Source organism: Pseudomonas sp. AC211 (genome assembly GCF_979258055.1).
Window position 1 is genome coordinate 1,962,685 of record NZ_OZ409830.1, and the last position, 24,794, is coordinate 1,987,478.

The 24,794-nt window shown below is 63.4% G+C and carries 15 protein-coding genes and 6 pseudogenes; 9 read left to right on the forward strand and 12 right to left on the reverse strand.

The window, feature by feature from the left end; genetic code table 11:
• Positions 1 to 90 precede the first annotated feature (90 nt).
• On the forward strand, positions 91 to 864 hold the full coding sequence (locus ACZZZP_RS09485; protein ID WP_463536460.1) for a hypothetical protein: 774 nt from the start codon (positions 91 to 93) through the stop codon (positions 862 to 864).
• Between the two features lie 67 nt (positions 865 to 931).
• Here ACZZZP_RS09485 and ACZZZP_RS09490 read toward each other — a convergent pair whose 3' ends face one another.
• Both ACZZZP_RS09490 and ACZZZP_RS09495 read right to left on the reverse strand, forming a co-directional pair.
• Complete coding sequence (locus ACZZZP_RS09490) at positions 932 to 1,507, reverse strand: NAD(P)H-binding protein (RefSeq protein ID WP_463536461.1); 576 nt, start codon at positions 1,505 to 1,507, stop codon at positions 932 to 934.
• A gap of 56 nt (positions 1,508 to 1,563) precedes the next feature.
• The gene (locus tag ACZZZP_RS09495) at positions 1,564 to 1,788 is read right to left on the reverse strand and encodes a hypothetical protein (RefSeq protein ID WP_463382517.1); all 225 of its coding nucleotides are present in this window, start codon (positions 1,786 to 1,788) and stop codon (positions 1,564 to 1,566) included.
• Positions 1,789 to 2,044: 256 nt separating this feature from the next.
• Between ACZZZP_RS09495 and ACZZZP_RS09500 the strand changes: the two genes are divergently transcribed.
• Positions 2,045 to 2,743: a PSPA7_2676 family Cys-rich small protein gene (locus ACZZZP_RS09500; RefSeq protein WP_463536462.1), complete on the forward strand. Its 699-nt coding sequence runs from the start codon at positions 2,045 to 2,047 to the stop codon at positions 2,741 to 2,743.
• Between the two features lie 6 nt (positions 2,744 to 2,749).
• Here ACZZZP_RS09500 and ACZZZP_RS09505 read toward each other — a convergent pair whose 3' ends face one another.
• A complete protein-coding gene (locus tag ACZZZP_RS09505; protein WP_463382518.1) occupies positions 2,750 to 3,364 on the reverse strand; it encodes a hypothetical protein in 615 nt (204 codons plus the stop codon).
• Between the two features lie 262 nt (positions 3,365 to 3,626).
• On the opposite strand from ACZZZP_RS09505, the gene ACZZZP_RS09510 reads away from it, so the two are divergent.
• The gene (locus tag ACZZZP_RS09510) at positions 3,627 to 4,070 is read left to right on the forward strand and encodes a hypothetical protein (protein ID WP_463536463.1); all 444 of its coding nucleotides are present in this window, start codon (positions 3,627 to 3,629) and stop codon (positions 4,068 to 4,070) included.
• Here the strand turns inward: ACZZZP_RS09510 and cobA are convergent.
• The 6 genes and pseudogenes from cobA to ACZZZP_RS09540 form a co-directional block, all read right to left on the reverse strand.
• Positions 4,067 to 4,819, reverse strand: coding sequence for a uroporphyrinogen-III C-methyltransferase (gene cobA / locus ACZZZP_RS09515; protein WP_463382520.1), 753 nt, complete (start codon positions 4,817 to 4,819; stop codon positions 4,067 to 4,069). The genes ACZZZP_RS09510 and cobA overlap by 4 nt on opposite strands.
• Before the next feature lie 88 nt (positions 4,820 to 4,907).
• Positions 4,908 to 6,585, reverse strand: a pseudogene (locus tag ACZZZP_RS09520) (protein kinase domain-containing protein).
• A 9-nt stretch (positions 6,586 to 6,594) separates the two neighbouring features.
• Positions 6,595 to 7,809, reverse strand: coding sequence for a nitrate/nitrite transporter (locus ACZZZP_RS09525; RefSeq protein WP_463382521.1), 1,215 nt, complete (start codon positions 7,807 to 7,809; stop codon positions 6,595 to 6,597).
• A 991-nt stretch (positions 7,810 to 8,800) separates the two neighbouring features.
• Positions 8,801 to 9,375: pseudogene (locus ACZZZP_RS09530) on the reverse strand (ANTAR domain-containing response regulator).
• Positions 9,376 to 9,390: 15 nt separating this feature from the next.
• Positions 9,391 to 10,597, reverse strand: a pseudogene (locus tag ACZZZP_RS09535) (CmpA/NrtA family ABC transporter substrate-binding protein).
• Between the two features lie 292 nt (positions 10,598 to 10,889).
• Positions 10,890 to 14,906: a molybdopterin-dependent oxidoreductase gene (locus tag ACZZZP_RS09540; RefSeq protein ID WP_463536943.1), complete on the reverse strand. Its 4,017-nt coding sequence runs from the start codon at positions 14,904 to 14,906 to the stop codon at positions 10,890 to 10,892.
• Between the two features lie 659 nt (positions 14,907 to 15,565).
• On the opposite strand from ACZZZP_RS09540, the gene nirB reads away from it, so the two are divergent.
• From nirB to ACZZZP_RS09555, 3 genes are all read left to right on the forward strand, one after another.
• Positions 15,566 to 18,067, forward strand: a complete 2,502-nt coding sequence (gene nirB, locus ACZZZP_RS09545) for a nitrite reductase large subunit NirB (protein WP_463536464.1) — start codon at positions 15,566 to 15,568, stop codon at positions 18,065 to 18,067.
• Positions 18,067 to 18,462, forward strand: a complete 396-nt coding sequence (gene nirD, locus ACZZZP_RS09550; protein WP_463536465.1) for a nitrite reductase small subunit NirD — start codon at positions 18,067 to 18,069, stop codon at positions 18,460 to 18,462. Before nirB ends, nirD begins: the two co-directional genes overlap by 1 nt.
• A gap of 225 nt (positions 18,463 to 18,687) precedes the next feature.
• Positions 18,688 to 19,377 carry a substrate-binding periplasmic protein gene (locus ACZZZP_RS09555; protein WP_463382525.1) on the forward strand — a complete coding sequence of 230 codons (690 nt, stop codon included), beginning with the start codon at positions 18,688 to 18,690 and terminating at the stop codon, positions 19,375 to 19,377.
• On the opposite strand, the pseudogene ACZZZP_RS09560 reads toward ACZZZP_RS09555, so the two are convergent.
• The 3 genes and pseudogenes from ACZZZP_RS09560 to ACZZZP_RS09570 all read right to left on the reverse strand — a co-directional run bounded on the left by ACZZZP_RS09560 (position 19,374) and on the right by ACZZZP_RS09570 (position 22,024).
• Positions 19,374 to 20,235, reverse strand: a pseudogene (locus ACZZZP_RS09560) (ABC transporter permease). The gene ACZZZP_RS09555 and the pseudogene ACZZZP_RS09560 sit on opposite strands and share 4 nt — an antisense overlap.
• A pseudogene (locus tag ACZZZP_RS09565) lies at positions 20,232 to 21,243 on the reverse strand (ABC transporter substrate-binding protein). The pseudogenes ACZZZP_RS09560 and ACZZZP_RS09565 overlap by 4 nt, the downstream one beginning before the upstream one ends.
• Before the next feature lie 52 nt (positions 21,244 to 21,295).
• Positions 21,296 to 22,024: a GntR family transcriptional regulator gene (locus tag ACZZZP_RS09570; RefSeq protein ID WP_463382528.1), complete on the reverse strand. Its 729-nt coding sequence runs from the start codon at positions 22,022 to 22,024 to the stop codon at positions 21,296 to 21,298.
• A gap of 166 nt (positions 22,025 to 22,190) precedes the next feature.
• On the opposite strand from ACZZZP_RS09570, the pseudogene ACZZZP_RS09575 reads away from it, so the two are divergent.
• The 3 genes and pseudogenes from ACZZZP_RS09575 (at position 22,191) to ACZZZP_RS09585 (ending at position 24,773) form a co-directional block, all read left to right on the forward strand.
• Positions 22,191 to 23,000 (forward strand): annotated as a pseudogene (locus ACZZZP_RS09575) (ABC transporter ATP-binding protein).
• 13 nt (positions 23,001 to 23,013) lie between these two features.
• The gene (locus tag ACZZZP_RS09580; protein WP_463382530.1) at positions 23,014 to 24,003 is read left to right on the forward strand and encodes an ABC transporter substrate-binding protein; all 990 of its coding nucleotides are present in this window, start codon (positions 23,014 to 23,016) and stop codon (positions 24,001 to 24,003) included.
• 20 nt (positions 24,004 to 24,023) lie between these two features.
• The gene (locus tag ACZZZP_RS09585) at positions 24,024 to 24,773 is read left to right on the forward strand and encodes an ABC transporter permease (RefSeq protein ID WP_463384684.1); all 750 of its coding nucleotides are present in this window, start codon (positions 24,024 to 24,026) and stop codon (positions 24,771 to 24,773) included.
• The last annotated feature ends 21 nt before the right edge of the window (positions 24,774 to 24,794 follow it).

Below are 24,794 nucleotides of genomic sequence, written 5' to 3' on the forward strand. Positions count from 1 at the left end.
CAGGCTTTGTGATCCACCCCGCAGCGCAGCGGAGGGCGAAGCTCGAGGCTAGACGTTTTGGCTTCTTTGCGCCGATCTACCGTGTACGGCTTGAAATACTGGATTTCCGCCTGCGCGGGAATGACGGTGGTCTTTGAAAGCTCCTCCGTCATCCCCGCGCAGGCGGGGATCCAGAGTTTCACGGCTATTAGCCCGCCCCAGAGCGCCGCCGCTCAAAAAAATCGCGGCTTCAGCCGCGATTTTTCTCACCTGGTGAGCAACCTCAGCTCACCAAAACCCAGCAGGATGTTGCTTAGCAATGTAATCCGGCTGCAACCCAAACGCCGTCTGAAAAAACGTCGCCAACCGCGTATGCAACACCATCTGATTAATCGACGCCAACTTCCCCTGCTGCACCCGCCGTTGGTTGCTATCAGCATAAAAATCCTCATGCAACACCCGTTGCTGCTCAGGCTCAGCCGTGATGCAACAACTGTTGAAACCCGACTCACCCTGACCCTCCGGGTACGCCACCAACAGACACAACCCCGGGCTGGCTTTTTCCGGCCCATGCAGCTCAACGCGCACCTCCAACCCCGCGCCTTGCGCGTAGGCTTTCGCCTCCTCGAACAAAGGCACGGCGCATTCGTGCATGAGCGTCATAAACGCATCCAGAAAGGCTTGGCTATCGACTGCCTGGCTATCCATCCTGCACGCGCTCCTCGATCAATGCCCGATTCGGGCCGGTTTGTGCCGCATCGGCGCGGGCCGGGGCCGGTTGGGCTGGGGCGACCGGCTCGGTTGCCGGGCGTGGTGACGACGGGCGATGCGCAGCATCCCCCACAAAGCGGCCGCTGCCACCAGCAGCCAGGTTCCGATCAGTAGCAACACAACGCTTTCAGGTGGCATACGGTCCTCCTGCAGCCCCTGCGGCTGCGGCATAACGTCGACATCAACGGGATTGGGTGCAGTGGTGGGCTGCGCATGAATGCGGATGCGCTGGTGCATGTGCTCGGCGTGGCACACCTCGTCGATCACTTGGCTGACGAAGCTGCTGAGTGCGTCGCCTTGCACCTCGGCGGTTGGCGTCGAACAACGTCCACACCACAGGGCTCGCTGTCAGGCGCTCTTTCAGGTGGCCGAGGGGCTCGGTCAGGCCGTCGTCGCCGCCGTCCAGCCAGGTGAAGTCGCCGAGCAGCAGCAGGCGTTTCACGCCGGCGACCGGCAAGCCATCGAGCAGGGCGGTGACGGCTTTGAAGGTGCTTTCGAATTGGTGGTCGTGGTCGGAGGCGGGCAGCACGACGATGACCGCGTCGCGCCCGGCGATGCTGTGGCTGACGCTGATGGCGTCGTACAAATCGCCCTGAATGGTGCTCAGGCCCGGGCGGGCGTTTACGGCGTTCAGGTCATCCAGAATCAGTGTGGTCTCGAACTGGCGCGCCAAGGCTTCAACCATCAACGCGTTTCCAATGCTGCTTTGAGCGCCGTATACAGCGAGTTTTACGGCAGGCGTTTCGAGATTTTTCATCTAGGCGATTCTCGTGATGGTGGTGGGTGTCGCGAATTGGAAAGCAGGTGCGGATATCAGCCGTTGGACGCGTGCTGACGCCCCGGCTCGTTGGGTCCGCCAGGTTGCCCGGCAGAAACCGTAACCTCGGTGATATCGCTGCTCTTGACTGAACTGTGCAGCGACTCCACATGCCGACGGGCCTGGGTTTCGGTGAACGCCTCGGTGTCGCTTTGCACCTCCACGCTCTTGGCTTGGCCGTGAAGCTGGTAATGCACCACAAACGAATAGTTGCCGCTCATCTTGAGAGTTTCTCCAACGGTGGCAGGTATTAACTTTGGCCGCTTGGCGGGGCAAAGGGTTCAGCTTTATTTGCCAAGCGGTAAAGGCGGCCAACGGGTCGGTTACACGCGCGTAACGGCGGCGTAAATGTCGCCATCAGCGAAAAATGGTTAAACCAATGCGGGTGCGCGAAAGTCGATTGAAGGGAGACATGCACAAACACGCTCGGCCGTGACGTACGGCGTACTCGCGGGGTGATCCGCAGGAGGTGCTGATATGACCTTTGTCTGCTTTCTAAAAGGCTGTAACTGGCTGGAACCTACCCATGAGCTGTTCGGCAACGAACTGCTGCTATGCCAATGCTGCCTCACGTTGCGGCGCGCATCGGTATTTGCCCGAAGGCCTACCGAGCGCCACGGGCGAGGGCGGTCACGGCGGCGCCGCTTGAACACCTGGGAGACGATTCTCGCCACCGTGATTGGCGAGTTTTCCGACCTTAACGATGTCGCCCACACCACCCGCGTCACTCTGCGCATGGCGCTCGCCACGTTGCTCGGCGGCGTGCTTGGCTGGGAACGCGAGCAGCAAGGCAAGTCGGCCGGCGTGCGCACGCACATGCTCGTCGCCTTGGGCAGTGCGCTATTTGTGATGGCGGCTGAGCAAATGGGTGCCGAGGACGACGCCATGAGCCGCGTCATGCAAGGCGTGGTCGCCGGTATCGGCTTTCTGTGCGCCGGCACCATTCTCAAAGGACGTTCGCCCAACGAGGTCAAAGGCCTGACCACGGCGGCTGGTATCTGGCTAACGTGTGCGATTGGCATCACGGTCGGACTGGGCCGCGAGGCCACGGCGTTGCTGGGTACGGTCTTCGGCTTGATTGTGCTGAATCTGGTGCCGCACCTGATGAGCCGGCTGGAGAAGGACAGCCCGGAACAGGGTCAACTCACGCAAGAGGACGAAGAACCGCCGAAGTAAGCGGGCTTAGAGCGGCGTCGCGGTCTTGCGCCGCAACACCAGCAAAAACTGGCGCTTGCCGGTGGTCCAGACCAGGGTTTGAAAATCCCCCTCACGAAGCCCGGCCTTGTTATAGGCATTGGCCTGATGCACCGCATTACCGTCGGCGAGGGTTTGCGCCACCACCACTTCGCTCATCACCACACCTCCGGGCGTGCCGGGTTGCAAACTGGGCGTGACCGCAATCGAATAGCCCACCCGCAGCGGCTGCGGCTGATTCACCAGGGTGCCGTTCTTGCGCACCGCCTGATCGCGCTGGGTATCGACAAACGTCGACACGGTTGCCGAACTGCCAAGCGTTGCTACAAACGGCTGTAACGGCTGCAAGGCGTAGTTATTGGCACCGGCAATGCGATCCACCAAACCCTCGGCGGCCACCTCGGCTGGCCCGTGCAACAAGCCTGCTTCCCGGTTCGCGCGCGCCTCCAGGTTGGCCACCGGGGATTTCACCTCCGCCAATACCGCGCGCCATTCAACCTGAGAGACGGGCGAAGGAATGGGGGCGGGCGCGTTGGGGTCGAGGGCGGCGGCAGATGCCATCGAAGTGAACAGCAGGCCGAGCAGGGCAATCAGAGATTTCATTAACAACGTCGCCGCAAGGGAGGAGGGGAGACTATAGCGGGCATCCCCTTTTCCAGGAATCGCGGCTAAAGCCGCTCCCACAGGGCCGAGGTTTTCTGTGGGAGCGGCTGGGCGGCATTCCGATTAGCCGGGATGCTTTTGGTCGTACACCCGGCTCCTGCCCAACGCTGCCAACCACCGCCTATCCATCTGAATTACAAGCCCTTTTACCCCAGCCACCGCCTGTGTAAAATCCCGCGCCCCGACCAGAGGAGACACACCGTTGGCCACCCATTACTCGCCGTCCCCGGACACCATTGCCTGCGGCCGCACCGGCGCCAGTCTCGAAAGTGCTGCCGATCTCAGCCAGGTCACCTGCAAGCTGTGCCTTCGCGCCGCCGAAAAGGCCGCCGCCGAACCGGTGCGTAAAACCCCAACCCTGGCCGAACTGCGCGCTGCTGCCAAAGCCGAAAAAGCGGCCACCAGCGAAGACGGCCAAGCAGTCGCCGCCGTGGCCAGCGAACCCAAGCCGGTCGCCGTCGTAGCCGCTGCAAAGCCTGCCGAAGCCAAACCCGTTGCGAGCAAACCTCAGCCCGTAGCAAAGCAGGAATCTGCGCCCAAAGCCGCCGCCGCGCTCAGCCCGCGTGCCGCCTGGCATCAGCGCCTGCAACAACTGCCCGGCCGCAACCGCCTGCCACGCGGCGTCGCTAAGCAACGGTTTATCTAACCCGCACAGGCCGGCGCTTCAGTAGCCGCCACGGCGAACTGCCCGAGCGCGGCCACTTCGCCGATCACCAGCACGGCTGGGGCCTTCAACTCAAACGCCAACGCGGCCTCGTGCAGGCCCGCCAACTGGCTGCGGCACTCACGCTGGTGCGGCAGCGAGGCGTTTTCGATCATCGCCACCGGCGTGTGCGCCGGCAGGCCGCCAGCCAGCAACTCGCGCTGCACCTCGGCCAGTTTCGCGACCCCCATGTAAATCACCAGCGTGGTGCCGGTTTGCGCCAGGGCGTGCCAGTTCAGGCTGCTGTCGTCTTGCGTGTGAGCGGTCACCAACGTCACCCCGCGCGCGACGCCGCGCAAGGTCAGCGGAATGCCGCATTGGGTGGCGCCAGCCAGACCGGCGGTGATGCCGTTGACCAATTCCACTTCGATGCCATGGGCGCCAAGCCAGTCGGCTTCCTCACTGCCTCGGCCGAAAATGCATGGGTCGCCGCCTTTCAGGCGCACCACGCAATAGCCCTGGCGGGCGTAACGCAGCATCAGCCGGTGAATAAATTCCTGCGGCGTAGACCGGCAGCCGCCGCGCTTGCCGACCGCGATCACCTTGGCGTTAGGGCAATGCTCGAGCACGGCCGGATTGACCAAGTCGTCAATCATCACCACCTGCGCCGCGTTCAGGGCGCGCACGGCTTTAAGGGTCAATAACTCCGGATCACCAGGACCGGCGCCCACCAACCAGACTTTTGCGCTCATAGGAATTTCCTCCAGCAGGTCAGGCGAAACGCGCTGCGCGTTTTTGTAGGAGCGAGCTTTCTCGCGAATGCGTTCCTGAATCGTGTCGTCATGTGTGTAACACCCACACCAGCAGCCCGATATTGATCAGCAGCGAAACCAACGCCAGCCCGCGCCACACCTTCAGCGGTTCGCGCTCCAGCAACGGGCGCGGGCGGGCAGGGTTGGTGTTCGCCTTGTTGCAAGGCCAGCAGCCATTCTTCAGCGGTTTCAAAACGCTGGGCCGGGTCGTTGGCCAGGGCTTTTTCCAGGTTGTGTACCAGCCATTCCGGCAGGTCTGGCCGGTAGCGACTGGCCGCAACCGGTACACCAAAACGCGGGCGCTGAAAGGCTTCGATTTCACCGTGCGGGTAATGCCCGGTGAGCAGGAAGTACAAGGTCACGCCCGCGCTGTAGAGATCTTGCGCCACGCTCGGGGCGGCGCCGGCATAGGCTTCCGGGGCGATGAAGCTGGGGGTGCCGGGCAGCTCGCCGTTGTCCTGCGGCGACAGGCCAGGGCAGTAGGCGAGGCCGAAATCCAGCACCCGCAGTTCACCGTCGCTGCTGAGCAGCAGATTTTCCGGCTTGATGTCCCGATGCAGGATATTGCGCCGGTGCAGCATGCCCAGCGCCCGTAACAGGCGCGAGGCGATTTCCAGCCATTGGTTAAGGCCGAAGTTGCCGTGCAGGTTGAAGTGCTCGGCCAACGTGATGCCTTCGTGTTCGCGCATCAGGTAGTACAGGTGCTGACGCTGATTGGCGTGGTGCACCTCGGGAAAGTAACGACCGGCAACCCGGCGCAGAAACCACTCTTCCTGCAACAAGGCTTGCCCGGCGTTGCTGTCACTGTCCCGGCTGGCTGGCAGGGTTTTCAGCAGCCAGGGATATTGCGGCGCGTTGTTGCCAGTGGCATGTACGCGGTAAACCAGCGACTGACGGCTTTGGCCCACCAGGGCCTCGACCTTCCAGCCTTCAAACAATTGCCCAGGCTTGAGCGCCGGCGGCACTGGCCATTGCTCAACTTGCCCGAGCATATCGCCCAGGCTCGCTTCGCCCAGTTTCTCAACCCGCACCAGTACAGCGCTGGCGTTGTCCTGGCTGCCGGCCTTGTGCGCGGCGGTCACCAGCGCCTGGCTGGCGGCCTGCAATTGGGTTTCGTCACGCAAGATGCCGGCAATCGACGCCTCGCTGAGGGTCGCCCAGATGCCGTCGCTGACCAACAGAAAACTCTCGCCCTGGCGCAGTTCGCCGTCCAGGTAATCGACCACCACATGCTGTTCCAGGCCCATCGCGCGCTTGAGCACATGCTGCATGCCCGGCTGACCCCACACATGGTCTTCGCTGATGCGCTGCAACTGCCCGGCGAACCAGCGATACACGCGGCAATCGCCAATATGCGCCAGGGTAAATTGCTTGCCGCGCACCACCAGCGCACTGAGGGTGGTGAGCAGCGGCTGCCCGCCACCGTTGGCGTGCAACCAGCGATTCTGTGCCAGCAGCAAACGGTCCAGCGCCTGCGCCACGCCCCAGGTTTCCGGGGTGGCGTAGTAATCGAGCGCCAACGCTTGCAACGTGGACCGCGCGGCCAGACCGCCGTCCGCGCATTGGCTGACGCCGTCGGCCAGGGCAAACAGATAACCCTTGCTGGCAGCCAGGGCCGGGGCGGGCGTGACCAGGCGCACAGCGTCCTGATTCTCGGCCTGTGGTCCGCTGGCGCTCGCTTCGGCGTAGCTCAATTGCAGGCTCATGGCGTGTGCTTAAACGCGTGCGGCGGTGAAGGCGGCCGAACCCCAGGTGGTTCTCCAGCGGCGTTTCACCCCGTGCAGACCAAACCAGGCCACTACGCCGAGGCTGGCGAACAGCCACAGACCCAACTGGTAGTCACCGGTGTTTTGCTTGATTGCGCCCAGACCGGCCGCCAGCAAGAAACCGCCAATGCCGCCGGCCATGCCGATCAGGCCGGTCATGACGCCAATTTCCTTACGAAAGCGCTGCGGCACCAGTTGGAACACCGCGCCATTGCCGGCACCCAGGCCGAGCATCGCCGCCACGAACAGCGCCAATGCCGCCACCGAACTGGACAGGTGGAAACCCACCGCCGCGATGCAGATGGCTGCTACCGCGTACATGCCCAACAGCGTGCGAATGCCGCCAAAGCGGTCGGCCAATGCACCGCCGAGTGGACGCATCAGGCTGCCACCGAACACGCAGGCCGCGGTGTAATAACCGGCGGTCACTGGGTTAAGGCCGTACTGATCGTGGAAATAGCCGGGCAGGGCGCTGGCCAGGCCGATAAAGCCGCCGAAGGTGACGCTGTAGAAAAACATAAACCACCAGCTGTCACGGTCGCCCAGGGCCTTGAAGTAGTCGGCCATGGATTTTGGTTTCGCCCGGTTCGGTGCATTGCGCGCCACCAAGCTGAAGGCGACGAGGGTGAGCACCAACGGAATCAGCGCCAGGCCGAACACGTTGGTCCAGCCAAACGCCGCCGCCAACACTGGCGCAGCCAGCGCGGCGAGCACCGTGCCCGAGTTACCGGCGCCGGCAATGCCCATGGCCTTGCCCTGGTGCTCAGCCGGATACCACTGCGACGCCAGCGGCAACGCCACCGCGAACGAAGCGCCTGCCATGCCCAGGAAAACACCCAACAGCAGCGCTTGCTCATAACTATGAATGCCCAACTGCCAAGCGACCGCCAAGGCGCCGATGACAATGATCTGGCCAAAAATGCCCGCCGTTTTCGGCGACAGCTGATCGGCCAACATGCCCATCACAAAGCGCAACAGCGCACCGGCCAGAATCGGCGTAGCCACCATAAAACCGCGCTGTTGAGTGGTGAGCTGCAAGTCGGTGGCAATCTGCACCGCCATTGGGCCGAGCAGGTACCAAACCATAAAGCTCAAATCGAAATACAGGAACGCCGCAAACAGCGTGGGGGTGTGCCCGGCTTTCCAGAAACTGTTGTTGTTCATTGAACACCTCATCTGCAAAAGGAAATGTGTTTGCAGGTGGGCTGCCGCTGCCGGTTGCACCACCTCCCCGAAACCGGGGCCAAAAACGCAAAAAACGCCGCATTCCGCCGGGCACTTGGGCCTAGGGAATAGCGACGCCTTTGTCGTGGTGGGCAAACCGCCGTTGGCTACCTGTGAGGATGTATGAGCAGGTTGTGTGCCAGGTTGGGTGGGAGGCTCTGGGATGGGGGTTTGGTGGGGTTTTGGCGGATAAGCGTGTTTTGTTGTGCTGCGTTTTGGAGCGCTGGACTCGGTGTGCGCACCAACGCGTACGATTTGAGATTCTGGATTCCCGCCTGCGCGGGAATGACGGTGTTCTCCCAAACACCGCCGTCATCCTCGCGAAGGCGGCGGTCCGACGATTCGGGATCCAGAGTTTCGGAGGAGACGCTGGTGCTGCGGCGAAAGGGTCGTCAGTACTGAAAATCTGCTCCGCGGGCGCGTCTGGTGCGGGGTGCGCAGCATCGTGTACGACTTGAGATTCTGATCCCCGCGTGCGCGAGGATGACGGTGCCCTCTCCAACACCTCCGTCATTCCCGCGCAGGCGGGAATCCAGAATTTCGGAAGGGACGCCGGTGCTGCGGCGAAAGGGTCGTCAGCACTGATCTACTCCGCGGGCGCGTCTGGTGGGGGGTGCGCAGCATTGTGTACGACTTGAGATTCTGGATCCCCGCGTGCGCGAGGATGACGGTGCCCTCTCCAACACCTCGGTCATCCTCGCGAAGGAGGGAATCCAGAGTATCGGAGGAGACGCTGGTGCTGCGGCGAAAGGGTCGTCAGCACTGATCTGCTCGCGGGCACGTCTGGTGCGGGGTGCGCAGCATCGTGTACGACTTGAGATTCTGGATCCCCGCGTACGCGAGGATGACGGTGCCCTCCAACACCTCCGTCATCCTCGCGTACGCGGGGATCCAGAGTTTCGGAAGAGACACCGGTGCTGCGGCGAAAGGATTAATTCAACATCTCACTCATCGCAATAATCTGCTCCGCCACCTGAATCAACTTCTGCTGCCGACTCATCGCCTGCCCACGCATCAACGTATAAGCCTCATCCTCATTGCAGTCTTTCATCTTCATCAGCAGCCCCTTGGCCAGTTCCACGCGTTTGCGTTCGGCCAGTTGCTGGTCGCGGGCGTGCAGTTGGGCGCGTAGGGTCTGGTCGCTTTCGAAGCGGGCCATGGCCACGTCCATGATCGGCTGCAGACGCTGGGCGTGAATGCCTTCGACGATGTATGCGCTCACGCCGGATTTGATCGCCTGGCGCATCACGTCCGGGTCGTGCTCGTCGGTGAACATCACGATGGGTCGGGCTGGTCGCGGCTGACCAGCACCACTTGCTCCATCACGTCGCGGCTCGGCGATTCGGTGTCGATCAGCACCACGTCGGGGCGCACGGCTTCCACGCGGGCGGGCAGGTCGATGGTCAGGCCGGATTCGTCGATCACCTCGAAACCGGCTTCGCTCAGGGCGGCACGCAGGCGCCCGACTTTCTTGGAGGTGTCGTTGATCAGCAGAATTCGCAACATGGCTGGCGGCTCCGCTTACTGATCGCTAAGGGCATGCAGGGCAAAGCTGCGGGCGTAGGCGGCGGGGTCGCTGCCGTCCCATACGCTGCCGTCGAGCAACTGACTGCTGCGCATTGGCGAGGCCGGTACGGTGATTTCCAGACTGCCGGCCGCTCGGCTGTAGAGTTCAAGCTGCTGCACCTGTTGCGCCACGGCTAAGTAATCCGGGTCTTCGCGCAGCAGGCCCCAGCGGCGGAACTGGGTCATAAACCACATACCGTCCGACACGTACGGGAAATTCGCCGCGCCGTGGGCGTGGAAGCGCAGGGCGTGGTCGTCGTGCCAGCTGGCGCCCAGGCCGTCGCTGTAACGGCCGAGCAGGCGCGGTTCGATGCTCGTGACCGGCGCATCGAGAAACTTCGCTGGCGCTAAGCAGTTGCGCCGTGCTGCGGCGGTTTTCCGGGCTCTCTTCAATAAAGCGGCTGGCTTCCAGCACGGCCATTACCAACGCGCGCGCGGTGTTGGGGTATTGCTCGACAAACTCGCGGGTGCTGGCCAGCACTTTTTCCGGGTGGTCCGGCCAGATCGCCTGGCTGGTGGTCACGGTAAAGCCTTGCTCATGGGCGATGGCGTGCGCGCCCCAGGGTTCGCCCACGCAGAACCCATCGATACGCCCGGCTTGCAAGTGCGCGAGCATTTGCGGCGGCGGCACCACCACGCTGTTCACATCCTGCAGCGGATGAATGCCCTGGCTCGCCAGCCAGTAGTACAACCACATGGCGTGGGTGCCGGTGGGGAAGGTTTGCGCGAAGGTCAGTTTTGAGCCGCTTTGGTGCGCGCGCACATTCAGTGCACTGGCAGTGGTCACGCCGGCTTCTTTCAGCGGTTGCGAGAGGTTGATGCTCTGGCCGTTCTGGTTCAGGCCCATGAGCACCGCCATGTCGGTAGCCGGCGCACCGCTGATGCCCAATTGCAGGGCGTAGACCATGCCGTACAGGCTGTGGGCCGCGTCGAGTTCGCCGCACAGCAGCTTGTCGCTGAGGCCGGCCCACGAGCTTTGGCGCTTGAGGTTGAGGGTCAGGCCGTAGGGCTGGGCAAAGCCCTGCGTGGCGGCGACCACCACCGAGGCGCAATCGCTGAGCGGCATAAAGCCCAGGTTCAGCACGTTCTTTTCCGGCGCATCGCTGCCGGCCACCCAGGCGAGGGCGTGAAGGGCATCGAGGGGATTGCTTGAATCGCTCATGGCGCTGTTCCCGTATTGCAAAAAAAAGCGCCGTAGCGTCCGGCCTGGAGGCCAGTTGCGCACGACGCCGTTGTCATGACTGGGGTTGGCCTGATGGTGGCCTTTACGCAGAAGAGAGCAAACGTTGTGCCGGATATTGGGCTCGGCTTGAGATTCTGGATCCCGGATCGCCGGACCGCCGCCTGCGCGGAAATGACGGTGAACACTGTGGGAGCGGCTTTAGCCGCGATTGGCAGGGCCTGCAAATCAACAGCATCGCGGCTAAAGCCGCTCCCACAGGTGATATGTGCGGCTAGTACACATCCCGCAAATACCGCCGATCCTTGCTCATCCCACTCACATACAACGTAGCCGCCCCAGCGGTCATTTTGCCGTGCACCTGCACGATCTTTTTCAGCGCCGCGTCCACGTCTTTAGCCATGCGGCTGGCGTCGCCGCACACGCACACGTAGGCGCCTTGTTGCAGCCATTGCCAGATCGCGGCGCCTTCTTCGAGCATGCGTTGCTGCACGTAGATCTTCTCGGCCTGGTCGCGCGAGAACGCGGTGTCCAGGCGCGTGAGCAGGCCGCTGCGTTGCCAGGTGCGCAGTTCGTCGTGGTAGTAGAAGTCGCCCACGGCGCGCTGTTCGCCGAAGAACAGCCAGTTTTTTCCGTTGCCGCCTTGTGCCTGACGCTCCTGCAAAAACGCGCGGAACGGGGCGATGCCGGTGCCGGGGCCGATCATGATCAGCGGCGTGGCCGGGTCTTGCGGCGGGCGGAAGTGGGTGGAGCGTTGCAGGAAGATGCGCACGCCCGTGTTGGCGGCGCGGTCGGCGAGAAAGGTCGAGCACACGCCGCCACGGGCCTGGCCTTGATGCTGGTAACGCACCACGGCGACGGTCAGGTGCACTTCGTTTGGCGTCACCGTTGGGCTGGAGCTGATGGAGTACAGCCGTGGTTGCAAGGGCTTGAGCAGGCGCGCCAGTTGCTGGGCGTCGAGGGCGATGGGGTATTCGCGCAGCAGCGTGGGCACTTGCCGACCCCAGAGCCAGTCTTGCAGCGCCGCCTGATTGCCTTCGTGCAGCAGTTCGTCGAGGAACGGACTGCCGTTGTGCCCGGCCACGCGGCGCAGCAGGTCGGGGCTGATGCGGGCGATTTCCAGGTGCTCGGTCAGGGCTTCACGCAGCGGCATGGACGCCTGATTGTCGAGTTCGACCGGGCTGTCGCCGTCGAGCCTGAGCGTGGCGAGCAATTCCTCGACCAGCGCCGCGTCGTTGCTGGGCCACACGCCCAGGGCGTCGCCGGCCTGGTAGGGGAAGTCGTGGCCGCTGAGGTCGAAGGCCAGATGGCGGGTTTCTTTTACTGAGCCGGCGCCGTTGAGCACTTGGTTATGTACCAGGCGGGTCCGCAACGGGTTGGCGCGGTTGAAGGTGCTGCTTTCGCTCGGTGTCGGGCGCAGTACGGTGGGCGCGGCGCTGTTGCTGGCGAAGCGGCTGCACAGCTGCATCAGCCATTGCTCGGCGGGGGCGTGGAAGTCCGGCTCGCATTCCAGGCGCGGCTGCAAGCGCTCGGCACCAAGGGCGGCCAGGCGTTCGTCGAGCTTGCGACCGAAGCCGCAGAATTGCTGGTAACTCGAATCGCCCAACGCCAGCACGCTGAAACGGCTGTTAACCAGGGCGTCGGCCTCGGCACTTTGCAGGCTGTGCCAGAAGTCGCTGGCGTTGTCGGGCGGGTCGCCGTCGCCAAAGGTGCTGGTCACCAACAGCACGCCGGCGGCGTTGCGCAGGTCGTCCAGCTTGGCCTCGTCCATGGCTTCGTACTTCGCCCGCTGACCGGCGCTGCCCAGGCGTTCGGCGCAGGTGGCGGCGAGGGTCTCGCTGTTGCCGGTTTGCGAAGCCCAGAGCACCAGCCACGGCGCCTCGCCGCTGTCAGTTTCGGCGCTGGGCGCTTCAGCGGCGCGGGAGAACAAACCGGCCAGCAGGCCATTCACCAACAGCCGGTTGTTCGGCGCAAAGGGGGCGCTGGCGGGCAGCGTCGGCACGCCGGCCTGGCGTGCTTCCACGTTGCGCAGGCCGAGCAGAAAGCCTTGCATATACAGCTGCTCTTCGCTGGCCAGTGCCAGTGGGGCCGGGCCGTCGAGGTTGAGCTGGCGGGCGAATGCGTCGAGGGTCATCGGAGCAAATTCCTTGGCGGAGGGCGAGGGCAGCGCTTCGTCTGGTGGGCTGATGGGGTGCAAGGCGACCGCGCAGAACTTGAACGCCGGCTGCAGGGAAATAGGGTCGATGGCGTCGCTGGTTACGGCGTTGATGGCCAACTGCTCGCCAAACACATCGTTCCAGTGGAATGGCGCAAAGCAGTTGCCCAATTGCACGCGGTCGCTGACCACTGCTGGCAACACCGCGCGGCCACGCCGTGAGCGAATTTCCACCTTGCTGCCGGCGCGAATGCCCAACCGCGCGGCGTCGCTGGGGTGAATTTCCACGAACGGGCCGGGGTTGAGTTTGTTCAGGCTCGGCACCTTGCCGGTCTTGGTCAGCGTGTGCCATTGGTGTTGCACGCGGCCGGTGTTGAGCACCAGCGGGAAGTCGTCGTCGGGCAGTTCGGCGGGCGGCAGATAGGGGCGGGCGAAGAACTGCGCTTTGCCGGTTGCGGTGGGAAACCGCAGGGTCTGTTCGTTGCGGTAGCGGATGGGGTTGCGCTCGCTTGCCGCCTCGCTCGCGCACGGCCATTGCACCGGCGCCTGCTGCAAGCGGGCGTAGCTGGCGCCGCGAATGTCGTAGCCGGTGCCGGGGTTGGCGGCTTGTTTGATTTCCTCGAACACCTGCTCAGCGCTGGTGTAGCTGAAGGCCTCGCTGTAGCCCATGGCGCAGGCGACGCGGGCGATCAGTTGCCAGTCGGGCAGGGTGTCGCCGGGCGGCTGCACGGCGGCCTGCATGAGGGTGAGGTTGCGCTCGGAGTTGATCATCACGCCCTCGGCTTCGGCCCACAGCGCGCCGGGCAGCAGAATGTCGGCGTAACGGTTGGTTTCGGTGTCGAGGTAGGCGTCCTGGGTGATCACCAGTTCGGCGGCTTGCAGCGCCTCGATCACCGTCTGCCGATTGGGCGCGCTGGCCACCGGGTTGGTGCAGATGATCCAGCAGGCCTTGATCGCCCCGGATTTCATCTGCTCGAACATCGCCACCGTGCCGTCGCCGGCTTCAGCGTGAATGGCGCCGGGCGCCAGTGCCCACAGCTGTTCGATGAACTGGCGGTCTTCAGCGATTAATGCCGAGCGTTGGCCGGGCAAACCGGGGCCCATATAGCCCATCTCGCGGCCGCCCATGGCGTTGGGCTGGCCGGTGAGGGAAAACGGTCCGCTGCCCGGCCGGCAAATGGCGCCGGTGGCCAGGTGCAGGTTGCACAGCGCGTTGGTGTGCCAGGTGCCGTGGATGCTCTGGTTCAGGCCCATGGTCCAGCAGCTCATCCAGTTGGCGGCTTCGCCAATCCATTGCGCGGTCTGGCGAATATCGGCTTCGGCGAGGCCAGTGATTTCGGCGACGTAGGCGGGCGTGTACTGGGCGAGAAAATCTTCCATCACCTCCCAGCCTTCGGTGAAGGATTCGATAAAGGCTTTGTCGCTGTGGCCGTTGGCGACCAGCAGGTGCAGCAGGCCATTGAGCAGGGCCAGGTCGGTGCCCGGGCGAATTTGCAAAAACAGATCGGCCTTGTCGGCCGTGGCGCTGCGGCGTGGGTCGATGACCACCAGTTTGGCGCCGGCCTTTAAGCGGTCGAGCAGGCGCAGGAACAAAATCGGGTGACAGTCGGCCATGTTCGAGCCAATCACCACAAACACATCGCTGTGCTCGAAATCGTCGTACGAGCCGGGCGGGCCGTCGGCGCCGAGCGACAGTTTGTAGCCGCTGCCAGCGCTGGCCATGCACAGCCGCGAGTTGGATTCGATATGCCGGCTGCGGATAAACCCTTTGGCCAGTTTGTTCGCCAGGTACTGCGCTTCCAGCGACATTTGCCCGGACACATACAAGGCCACGGCGTCTGGCCCGTGCGTGTCGATGATGCTGCGCAAGCGGTTGGCGGTGGCGTCGATGGCTTGCTCGATGCCCACACGCACCGGGTCGCGGTTGCGTTCCTGGCGCATAAAGGCGTGCTCCATGCGCCCGCTGTTGGCCACCGCTTGGCCGCAGGTGCTGCCCTTGGTGCACAGCCGGCCGGCGTTGGTGGGGTGCTGTTTGTCGCCCGACACTTTGACGATCAGGTTGTTTTCCACCTGCATGACAATGCCGCAGCCCACGCCGCAATAAGGGCACACGCTGCGTACGCTTTTGCTGGTGATGATGTCGCCCATGTCATTCCCCGCTGAAACGAAAAAGGCGCCATGCAGCGCACCGTTTTTCAACGGGGCTGCATGGCGCCTTTGCCTGAAAGTGCGGCCACCGACGTTGATGGCCTTTGCGTGTGTGTAGCAATGGCTGGGCCAACACCCTCGCGAGCCCTTGCACGACCCTGTGGGAGCGGCTTTAGCCGCGATGCTTTGGCTGTTAAGAGCATCGCGGCTAAAGCCGCTCCTACAGGGTTTCTTGGGTCCGAATTGGGGCGTTAGCGCCGCACCCGCACTGTTTTGGCTCCAGATCCGGGCGCATCAAAGAGACCACGCCATCGCACAAAAGCCCCACGCCACGGCCTCTGCGCCGCTGTTGTTTTCCTTCTGGCACAACCACTGCATACGTGACTGCAACCCCGCCGCGTTGCTGCGTGTGGGATGCCCTGTCGATCAATGGCGATCGTCTGGCCGCAACCGGCCCGGGTAATTACATGACTGCAGGGCTCAAGGGCCGGCAGCACGAACAGGCAAAGGCGCCTGGAACCTTTTTGGTTCCGGGCGCTTTTTTTGCTTCGACAAAACCGCGTTGGCTCTGGCAGGTACGTCTATGAACAGCACAAATGAACTGCAAACCCTGGTGGTAATCGGCAACGGCATGGTGGGCCATCACTGTGTCGAGCAACTGGTGGAGCGGGGGCGCCCTGGCGCATTACCGCATTGAGGTGTTCAGCGAAGAACCGCTGCGCGCCTATGACCGTGTGCATTTGTCTGAGTACTTCGGCGGCCGCGATGCCGAGTCGTTGGCCTTGGGCGAGGCCGCGCTGTATCACACGCCCGGCGTGACCCTGCACCTGGGCGTGCCGGTGCTGGAAATCGACCGCGCTCGCCAGGAAGTGATCACCGCCAACGGCTGCGTGCCGTACGACCACCTGGTGCTGGCCACTGGTTCCTATCCGTTCGTGCCGCCGATTGAAGGCGCGGCCGGTGACTCGCGCTTGGTCTACCGCACCCTGGCCGATCTGGACACCATTCAGGCAGCGGCGAAAAACGCCCGGCGTGGCGTGGTAGTCGGCGGCGGCTTGCTGGGCCTGGAAGCGGCGAATGCGCTGAAGTCCCTCGGCCTTGAAGCCCATGTGGTGGAATTCGCCCCGCGCTTAATGCCGGTGCAACTGGACGACCACGGCGGCCAGGCGCTGAAAGCGCGCATCGAAGAACTGGGCGTCAGCGTGCACCTGTCGCGCGGCACCCAGTCGATCACGCCGGGCAGCGACTACCGCTACCGCATGAACTTCGCCAATGACGAATTTCTGGAAACCGACCTGATCGTGTTTTCCGCCGGCATCCGCCCGCAAGACGCCCTGGCCAAAGCCTGCGAGCTGGAGCTGGGTGCCCGTGGCGGCATCGCCATCGACAGCCAGTGCCGCAGCAGCGATGCACGCATTTTCGCCATCGGCGAACGTGCGGCGTGGAACGGCAGCATCTTCGGTCTGGTCGCGCCGGGATATCAAATGGCGCGCAGCGTGGCCGCGCAACTGTGCGACGCGGTGGGCTTGAGCGATGACAGCGCCCAGCCATTCCTCGGTGCCGACATGTCGACCAAGCTGAAACTGCTGGGCGTGGACGTGGGCTCCATCGGCGATGCCCATGGCGCCACCCAAGGTGCGCGCAGTTACCGGTTTATCGACGAAGCCACCTCCACCTATCGGCGCCTGATCGTCTCGGCTGACGGCAAACAGGCGCTCGGCGCCGTGCTGGTGGGCGACAACAGCTACTACGACACGCTGCTGCAATACGTGCAGAACGGCATCACCTTGCCGGCCGATCCGGCCAGCCTGATCTTGCCGCAAGGCGCCGCCGCACCGGCCCTTGGCGTGGACGCGTTGCCGGCCAGCGCCACCGTGTGCTCGTGCCATAACGTCAGCAAGGGCGCGATCTGCTGCGCCATCGACAACGGTTGCAGCGACCTCGCCGGCCTCAAGTCGCAAACCAAGGCGGCCACCGGTTGCGGCGGTTGCGCGGGCTTGCTCAAGCAAGTGTTCGAGCACGAACTGACCGCGCGCGGTGTGGTGGTCGACAAGAGCCTGTGCGAGCACTTCGCCTACACGCGCCAAGAGCTGTACTCGCTGGTGCGCGTGGGCGGCATCGAAACCTTTGAAGACATGCTCGCCCGCCACGGCAAAGGCCATGTCGGCTGCGACATCTGCAAGCCTGCCATCGGCTCGATTCTCGCCCTCGTGCTGGAACCGGCCCATTCAGGAGCCGTGGCTGGTGCCGCTGCAAGACACCAACGACACCTTTATGGCCAACATGCAGAAGAACGGCACCTACTCGGTGGTGCCGCGTATTCCGGTGGCGAGATCACCCCGGACGGCTTGATCGCCATCGGCGCGGTGGCGAAAAAGTACGACCTGTACACCAAGATCACCGGCGGTCAGCGCATCGACCTGTTCGGCGCGCAGTTGCACGAGCTGCCGGATATCTGGGGCGAACTGATTGCCGCCGGCTTTGAAACCGGCCACGCCTACGGCAAGTCGACCCGCACCGTGAAGAGCTGCGTCGGCAGCACCTGGTGCCGCTACGGCGTGCAGGACAGCGTGAAAATGGCGCTGTTTATCGAAGACCGCTACAAGGGCCTGCGCTCGCCGCACAAGCTCAAGTTCGCCGTGTCCGGCTGCACCCGCGAATGTGCCGAAGCGCAGAGCAAAGACGTGGGCGTGATCGCCACCGAGAAGGGCTGGAACCTGTACATCAGCGGCAACGGCGGCATGCGCCCACGCCACGCCGAACTGTTCGCCACTGACCTCGATGACGAGACGCTGATCCGCTACATCGACCGCTTCCTGATGCTCTACATCCGCACCGCCGACAAGCTGCAACGCACCTCGGTGTGGCGGGAAAGCCTGGAAGGCGGGCTGGATTACCTCAAGGCCGTGGTCATCGACGACAGCCTGGGCCTGGCCGCCGAGCTGGAGGCGCAGATGCAGCTGGTGGTCGACCGCTACGAATGCGAATGGGCAAATGCCCTGAAAGACCCGGAAAAACTCAAACGCTTCCGCACCTTCGTCAATGCCAAGGGCGGCGACCCGGATATTCACTTCGTCAAAGAGCGCGGGCAGATTCGCCCGATTCAGCTCGACGAACTCAAGCTGATCAATGCAGTGGAGGTGGTGTGATGCAGGCCATGGCACGGGAACAAGGTTGGACCGGCGTGTGCGCGCGGGCGGATTTGGTGGCGAATTCCGGTGTGGTGTCGCTGGTGGACGGCGTGCAGGTGGCGCTGTTTTACCTGCCCGATGGCGAGCAGATATTCGCCGTGGAAAACCGCGACCCGTTGTCGGGCGCCAATGTGATTGGCCGCGGAATTATCGGCAGCCTGGCGGGGGATCTGGTGGTGGCGGCGCCGTTGTACAAGCAGCACTTCCGCTTGCAGGACGGCACCTGCCTGGAATACCCGGAGCAAGCGTTGAAGGTGTGGCCGGTGCGGGTGAGTGGGGACGTGGTGGAGGTGTTTTTTGGCTTAACGGCCCCCTCATCCCAACCCTCTCCCGCGAGCGGGAGAGGGGCTTAACCGTGTATGCCGCGCCACCTCGGTCAATTCCCCTCTCCCGTTTACGGGAGAGGGGCTAGGGGTGAGGGCCGAATCCACGACCGTTCCGACTCCCGCCCAGATTTAAATTGTCTCAGAGTTCTATAACTCATCCAGCGTGCCACCCAGGCGGACAATCCCATCAAACGGCTCATCCTCTCCATCCTCTGCCTGGCCGCGCTAAGCCCGGTGCAGGCCGCCACGCCCGTGCTCACCATCGCCACCAGCGAGCTGCCGCCTTTCGTCAGTGCCAACCCGAAAAACAGTTTTCTCACCGAGCTCTTGCCGGAGGTGGGCAAGGAAATGGGGGTGAAGTTCGCCTTCCGCTTTATGCCGTGGCCGCGCTGCGAGCGCGAGACGGATGAGGCCAAGGTGTGGGCGACCATGCCGTATGTGCCGACGCCGGAGCGCGATGCCAGGTTTCTGTTCTCGCAGCCGCTGTATGCCAAGAAAACCTTGTTTTTCTATTACAGCCCGACAGATCAGGGCTATCCGCGCACGTTTGAAGCGTTGAGTGAATTGCAGGAATACCGAATCGGCGGCGTGCGCGGTTATTACTACGAGGCGCTGCTGGCTGAGGCCGGTTTACAGGTGGAGTCGGCGACCAGCGAGGAGTCCAGTTTCAAAAAGCTGCGCGCCGGGCGCGTAGACCTGGCGCCGGCGGTGGACGTGGTCGGCTGGGACGTGATTCGCAAGCATTTTCCAGCCGAGGATCACGCCAGCTTTCGTACGCTGGAAACACCGCTGGCGGTCGGCCACAACTACCTGATGACCTCGCGCAATTACCCGCAGACCGAAGCGTTGCTCGAGCGCTTCAATCAGGCGCTGGCCAAGCTGCGGCGCAACGGTGTGTACAAGGCCATCGCTGAACGCCATGGCCTTAGCGTGGACAACTAGCCCGGCTTGGTTGACTCGCGACGGCCGTAATCTTGGGTGATGCGGTCGATGATCACGGCCAGCGCCACGATGGCCAGGCCGGCTTCCACGCCACGGCCGACATCCAGGGTTTGAATGCCCACCAGCACTTCTTCACCCAGCCCGCGTGCGCCAATCATCGAGGCGACCACCACCATCGACAGCGCCATCATCACCGTCTGGTTCAGCCCGGCCATGATGCTCGGCAGCGCAAGCGGCAGCTCGACATTGCGCAGCACTTGCCAGCGCGTAGCACCCAGGCAACGTGCGGCTTCGCGCACCGAGGTGTCGACCTGCCGCAAGCCCAGGTCGGTGAGGCGAATCAGCGGCGGCAGCGCGTAGATGAGGGTGGCGAAAATCGCTGGAATCTTGCCCAGGCCAAACAGCATGAGCACTGGAATCAGGTACACGAAGCTGGGCAGCGTCTGCATCACATCGAGCACCGGCATGATCACTCGCCGCGCCGTGGGCCGGAAGGCGAGCAGCACGCCGATGGGCACGCCGAGCAGCACGCACAAGCCGGTGGCCACCAGCACCAGGGCGCAGGTTTGCAGCAGCTTGTCCCACAGGCCGACCACGCCGATCAGAAACATCAGCGCCACCAGCGCCAGCGCCCGTTTCCAACTGCGTCCGGCATGCCAGGCGAGGGCGAATACCACTATCAGCAGCAGCCACCAGGGCAGGGCGCGCAGGCCGCTTTCCAGCCAGGGTGACGCCCAGCAACAAGGTGTCCGCCACTTGCCGCAGCTGGTCGCCATAGTTGACGACCAACCCATCCACCAGGCGATTGACCGGCTCGGCGATGGAGTGGTGCAGGCTTTCGGGAAAGCCTGAACTCACAGCGCCGCCTCGACCTTGCTGCGTGCTTGGTCACTGACCCACGCCTGCCACACCTGCGGATTGGCTTTTAGAAACGCTTCGGCGGCGGCGCGGGGCGATTGGCGCTGTTCGCTCATGCTGGCCAATGTGCTGTTGAGCAGGGCGATGGGAAAGTCGACCTTTTCAAACATCGCCACCAGCTCGGGGGTGTTGCTCACGGAACGGCGCCGACACGCCAATCGACAAGCGCGCCGCCAGTGAACGGCTGCCGCGCGGGGTGGGGTTTTTGCTGTCGGTGAGGGTTTTCCAGGCGTCGGCGTCGAAGGCCGGTTCTTCCAGGCGCACCAGCTTGTAGCGGCCCATCAACGGGGTGGGCGACCAGTAATAGAACAGCACCGGTTTGCCCCGGCGAATGGACGAGGTGATTTCCGCATCCAGCGCAGCACCCGAGCCGGTGCGGAAGTTCACGTAGCTGTCGGTCAGGCCATAGGCTTTGAGTTTTTGCGTGTTCACCACTTCCGAGGTCCAGCCGGCGGGGCTGTTGAGGAAGCGGCCTTTTTCCGGTTGCTCGGCGTCGCGAAACACCTCGGCGTAGCGGGGCAGGTCGCTGACTGAACGCAAGTCCGGCGCTACGGCTTTGATGCCTTTGGCGGCGTCGCCGTGAATCACATAGTCAGGCACCCACCAGCCTTCGTCGGCATTTTTGACGATGTCGCCCAGGCCAAACACTTTGCCTTCAGCCTCGGCCTTGACCCAGGCGGGGCTGCGGCCGGCCCATTCTTCGCCGATCACCTGAATGTCGTTGCGCGCCAGGGCCACTTCCAGGCTGACGGTGCTGCCAGGCTGGGTGTCGGTCTTCAAGCCGTAGCCTTTTTCCACCAGCACACGCAGCACTTCGGTAATCAGGCTGCCGCTTTCCCAGGTGAGGTTGCCGAAGTAAATCGGCTTTTGCTCGGCTGCGCGTGCCGTTGGCATTAACAAGGTGAAAGCCAGTGCAGCGCCGCCCAGCCAGCGAGTAATCGAATGCATCGCGCGTTCCTTTTGTGCGGAGAGTCGTTGCGAACTCGGTGGGCGATTTCTTTTACGCCTGACGGTTTTTGAACACGCCGCTGAGAACAAATTCATAGCGTTCGGGGCGGATATAAAAGGTGGTGCGGTCGCAGCACTGCTGCTCGTCAAACCATGAGGTGCGCTGCATCACCAACAGCGCCGTGCCGCGTTTGATGCCCAGGTGCTCGGCCAGTTTTTTGTCGGCCTCGCGGGCGCGAATGGCCATGTCGGCGCGCACCACGGGTTTGCCGGTGACGCGTTCCAGCACCGAGTACAGCGGCTCTTGTTCGACGCTGGGCCAGTCGACGTCAGCCAGCTCGGCGGTGAGGTAGCTGCGGGCGAAGGCGATGGGTTCGTCGTCCACAGTGTGCAAGCGCTCGACCATCACGCAAGCCTCGCTGAACAGCGCGGTCAGCTCGTCCGGCACCGCCACGCGGCGATGGGCGAGCAGGCGCATGGTCGGCGCCAGGCCTTGCAAGACCAGCGAGTCGTGAAAGCTGCGCAGGGCGTCGAGGTCGTGGCGCACCTGTTGCGCGGCCACGAACGTGCCTTTGCCTTGTTTGCGCTCCACCACGCCGTCATCGCCCAACTTGGCGAGGGCCAAACGGATGGTCACGCGGCTGACCTGGAAGCGCTCAACTAACTCCGACTCCGACGGCAATTTGCCCAGCGCGCCGAAGTGGCCTTGCTGGATTTCAGCCAGCAATTGGTGAGCGATCTGCTCGTAAAGCGAGGTGGAACTGTCGCGTTGCAAGGTCACGGTGAGAAGTCCTGAGCGCGAGAAGCAGGGCAGTCGGCCGCTTGCTTCTAAGGTTATGAATTTTCAGTCTTGGGGCTAACTTGTATTAATACGTATTATGATGACCACAGACAGTATAAATGACCTTACGGCGCCTGCCATGTCCCGATTCCAGACCCAACTCGCCATGCCACAATTCGCCATGCCACAGCCCGCCTTGCAAGTCGATGCCGCGCATTTCGCCTACCCCAACGGCCACGTGGTGTTCCGCGACTTCAGTCTGAGTGCCAAGCCAGGCGAGTTCGTGGCCATTCTCGGGCCGTCCGGTTGCGGCAAAAACCACCTTGCTCAACCTGCTTTCCGGGTTCCAGCAACCCCAGGCCGGACGTTTGCTGGTGCACGGCGAAGCGGCGCGCCCGGAGTTGCCGGCGCTGGGTTATGTGTTCCAAAGCCCGCAGCTGTTTCCCTGGCTAAGCGCGCTGGAAAACGTACGTTTCGGCTTGCGTGTGGCCGGTGAGCAGAATGTGGCGGCGCAGCGTGAAAAGGCGCTGCATTACCTGCGGTTGGTCGGCCTGGAAGCGGCTGCCGAGCGCTTGCCGCGTCAGCTGTCGGGCGGCATGCAGCAGCGCGTGGCGCTGGCCCGCACGCTGGCGCTGGAGCCGCAGGTACTGCTGATGGACGAACCGTTCGCCGCGCTCGATGCCATCAGCCGCAACAGCATGAATGAAGAAACCCTGCGGCTCTGGGCCGAGCTGGGCCAGACCGTGTTGTTCATTACCCACGACATCGACGAAGCGGTGTTTCTCGCCGACCGGTGGTGGTGCTGAACATTGCCCCAGGGGGCGTTCACAGCGAGCTCGCCATCGACTTGCCGCGCCCCCGCACTAACCGTGACACCCGCCGCTTGCCGGCTTTTCTCGACTATCGCAACGAGCTGATGGAACGCATCGGCGACGTCATGGCGCAGTCGCCGTCGCTTCCTGAACTCACTTCCTGATATCGAGAATTTCATGATCAAAGCACTGCTGTTGCCCGTCGCGCTGGCGGCTACTTCCTGGCTGGGCGGCGCCCACGCCGCTGAACCGCTGCGTATCGGCTACGTGATGGCCATGGCCAATGCGCCGGTGATCGTCGCCGAGAAACAGGGCTATTACCGCGACGAAGGCTTGGCGGTGGACATCAAAGCGTTGGGCGACGGTCCGGTGATTCAACAGGCGCTCGCGGCCCACGAATTGGATGTGGCCTACGTCGGCACGCCGCCGGTGTATCAGTGGTACGCACGCGGTTTGAAGAGCGTGATTCTGGCCAAGGTCAACTACGGCCAGGCCGCCGTGCTGACCCGCAGCGACAGCCCGATCAAAAGCCTCGCCGAACTCAAAGGCCACAAGCTGGCCGGGGTGAAAAAGGGCAGCGGCATGGACGTATTGCTGCGCGGCTACGTGCTCAAAGAAAACGCCAAGCTGGAACCGGACACCGACGTCGAAATCGTCGACATGCCGCCCGGCAATATGAACGCGGCGCTGGAGCGCGGCATTGTCGATGCGGCCTTCAGCTGGGAACCCTTTGTCAGCCAGGCGCTGCTGCGTGGCTCGTCGCGACTGTTGCTCGACGTGAACCAGGCGCTGCCCAACTACCCGTGGTACGTGGTGATCGGCCTGCCGGAAACCCTGCAGCAACGCCCCGATGACGTGGTGAAACTGCTGCGCGCCCACCGCAAGGCCATCGCCTTTCTCAACGAACACCCGGCTGAGGCCAACGCAATCATTGCCGAGGCCTTCAAGCTGGAAACCGTGCAGCGCGCCGACGGCAGTACCGTCAGCGGCGTGGAAATCGTCGCCGAAGCGCGCAAGCGTCTGGGCTGGTCAGCCGAGCTGCAAGCCTCGGACCTGGCCTTTATTCAGCGGCTGATGAACTACTCCAACGAGCTGAAATTCATGGACGCACAGATTCCCCTCAAGGATCTGGTGGACACCTCGTACCTGCAAAAAGCCTCGCGTTGAGCCCAGCCATGAAACGCACCTTGTCACTGCCAACACCGAACTGGGGCTGGGCCTCGCTGCCGTTTCTGCTGCTGGTGTGGATTGCCCTGGCCAGCCGCTTTCCCAGCTACGTGCTGCCGCAGCCCTGGACCGTGGCAGGCGAAGCGCTGCGCTGGATTGACGACGGCTCGCTGTGGAAGCAGTTCAAGGCCAGCGTGCTAGAGGAACTGGCCGGCTTTTTCAGTGCGGTGCTGGTGGCCGTGGTGTTGGGCGGGGCGGCGGGTTTGTCGCGGCGTTTTCGCGATTTCATCTCGCCGCTCAACAGCCTGTTTATGGCCATTCCGCCGATTGCCTGGGCGCCGCTGATTCTGATCATTTTCGGCTTTGGTTTTTTCTCCATCGTGCTGGTGATTTTTATCGCCGCCGTGTTTCCCATGGCCGTGACCATTCAGGAAGGCGTGCTCGGTATTCGCGACGGCGAAGTACGCGCCGCGCGCACCCTGGGCGCCAATCGCTGGCAGTTGCTGGGCCTGGTGTATTTGCCGGCGTCGCTGCCGTTTCTCACCGCCGCGTTGCGCATTGGTTTCAGCCAGGGCTGGCGTGCGCTGGTGGCCGCCGAAATGATCGGCGCCTCGCAAGGCATCGGCTGGATGGTGTCGATGGGCGGGCAAATCGGCAACAGCAGCCAGGTGCTGCTGGGCATCGTGCTGATCGGCTTGCTCGCCTGGCTGATGGAAGCCCTGGTGTTCCGCCGTATCGAGCGTCACTACCAAGCGTGGCGCGCCGCCTGAACAGGCGCGCCGCTGCATTCT